At 40.1% G+C, this 476-nt stretch carries 1 protein-coding gene; it reads right to left on the minus strand.

The window, feature by feature from the left end:
• Positions 1-476: RNA-guided endonuclease InsQ/TnpB family protein (locus OCV61_RS18470; protein WP_158422956.1), on the minus strand; the 476-nt coding region annotated here is incomplete at both ends.

Consider the following 476-nt stretch of genomic DNA (forward strand, 5'->3'; position numbering starts at 1 on the left):
AACATTTCCCTGAACATTCCATATCCATTATCCTGTACGCTTTTTCCGAAATGCAGACACTGCCCCATTGCTTTCATATCGATATTTTCCACTGCAACTGCATCATAACTGTCTGCGATCTTTCGACTAAGTTTGTGTAGATAATCTCTTCGCTGATTTCGTATCTTTTCATGACATCTGGCAACTTTCTTTTTCTGCAGTTCATAATTATGGCTTCCTCGTACGCATCTTGACAACTTTCGTTGCTCCCTCGCCAGCCTTTTTTCATTTTTTCTGAAAAAACCTGCTTCTCCCGTCTCAATCTTTTCTGAAAATACTGCCATTCCCTGCATTGCATAATCAATTCCAAGTATCTTTGCAGTATTGTAATCTGGTTCAGCTGCTTGGTTTTCACAGCTGTATCCTTCATACAACAGACTTGCAAAGTATTTTCCGGATGGTTCCATACTGATTGTCACTGATTTCAGACGAAGGTC

This window comes from Blautia ammoniilytica (assembly GCF_025566965.1).
Classification (GTDB): domain Bacteria; phylum Bacillota; class Clostridia; order Lachnospirales; family Lachnospiraceae; genus Blautia_A; species Blautia_A ammoniilytica.